General features: G+C 26.7%; 1 protein-coding gene. It reads left to right on the top strand.

Features of this window, described 5'->3' with window-relative positions:
- Positions 1-65: 65 nt before the first annotated feature.
- A complete protein-coding gene (gene fic / locus AC5EAH_RS08175; protein WP_493494285.1) occupies positions 66-671 on the top strand; it encodes a protein adenylyltransferase Fic in 606 nt (201 codons plus the stop codon).
- Positions 672-716 lie beyond the last annotated feature (45 nt).

Below are 716 nucleotides of genomic sequence, written 5' to 3'. Positions count from 1 at the left end.
ATGTTATTTTGAATGGTTCCAAAACCAACAATGTGACAAGTATTGTAAAATATAAGGAGTTGTGAATGTTAGAAAATAAATTAAATATTATCAATCAAGCGGAACTTCATAAACAAGAAGAAATTTTAACTAAAAAACGTGCTAAAGAATTAATTGATACTAATAAATTATTTGATTTTGAAATAGGTACTTTTCAAGGTTTAGCAGATATTCATTATTATTTATTTCAAGATATTTATTATTTTGCTGGAAAAATAAGAGATGTGAATATTGCTAAAGATGATTTTCAATTTGCACCACGTATTTTTTTACAACAGTCATTAGAATATATAGATCAATTACCACAATCAACTTTTGATGAGATTATTGATAAATATTCTGATATGAATATAGCACATCCATTTCGCGAAGGGAATGGTAGAAGTATGAGATTATGGTTAGATAGTATGCTTCGACACACACTAGGTAAAATAGTCAATTGGAATATGATTACTAAAGAAGAGTATTTAAATGCAATGAAACGTAGTCATGTTTCAACAGGTGAATTAAAATATCTTATTCAAACACATTTAACGGATGATTTGAGTAAAGCTAATTTCTTTAAAGGCATTGACGCATCATATTATTATGAAGGGTATAGTACTTATAAAACAGAAGATTTAAGCGATTAAGTTGACTATGTATTTATAGAGAATCATTCAAAATTGAAGCTTTGT

The sequence above is a fragment of the Staphylococcus sp. B1(2026) genome (assembly GCF_058895785.1).
This window is presented reverse-complemented; position numbering and strand designations above follow the sequence as displayed.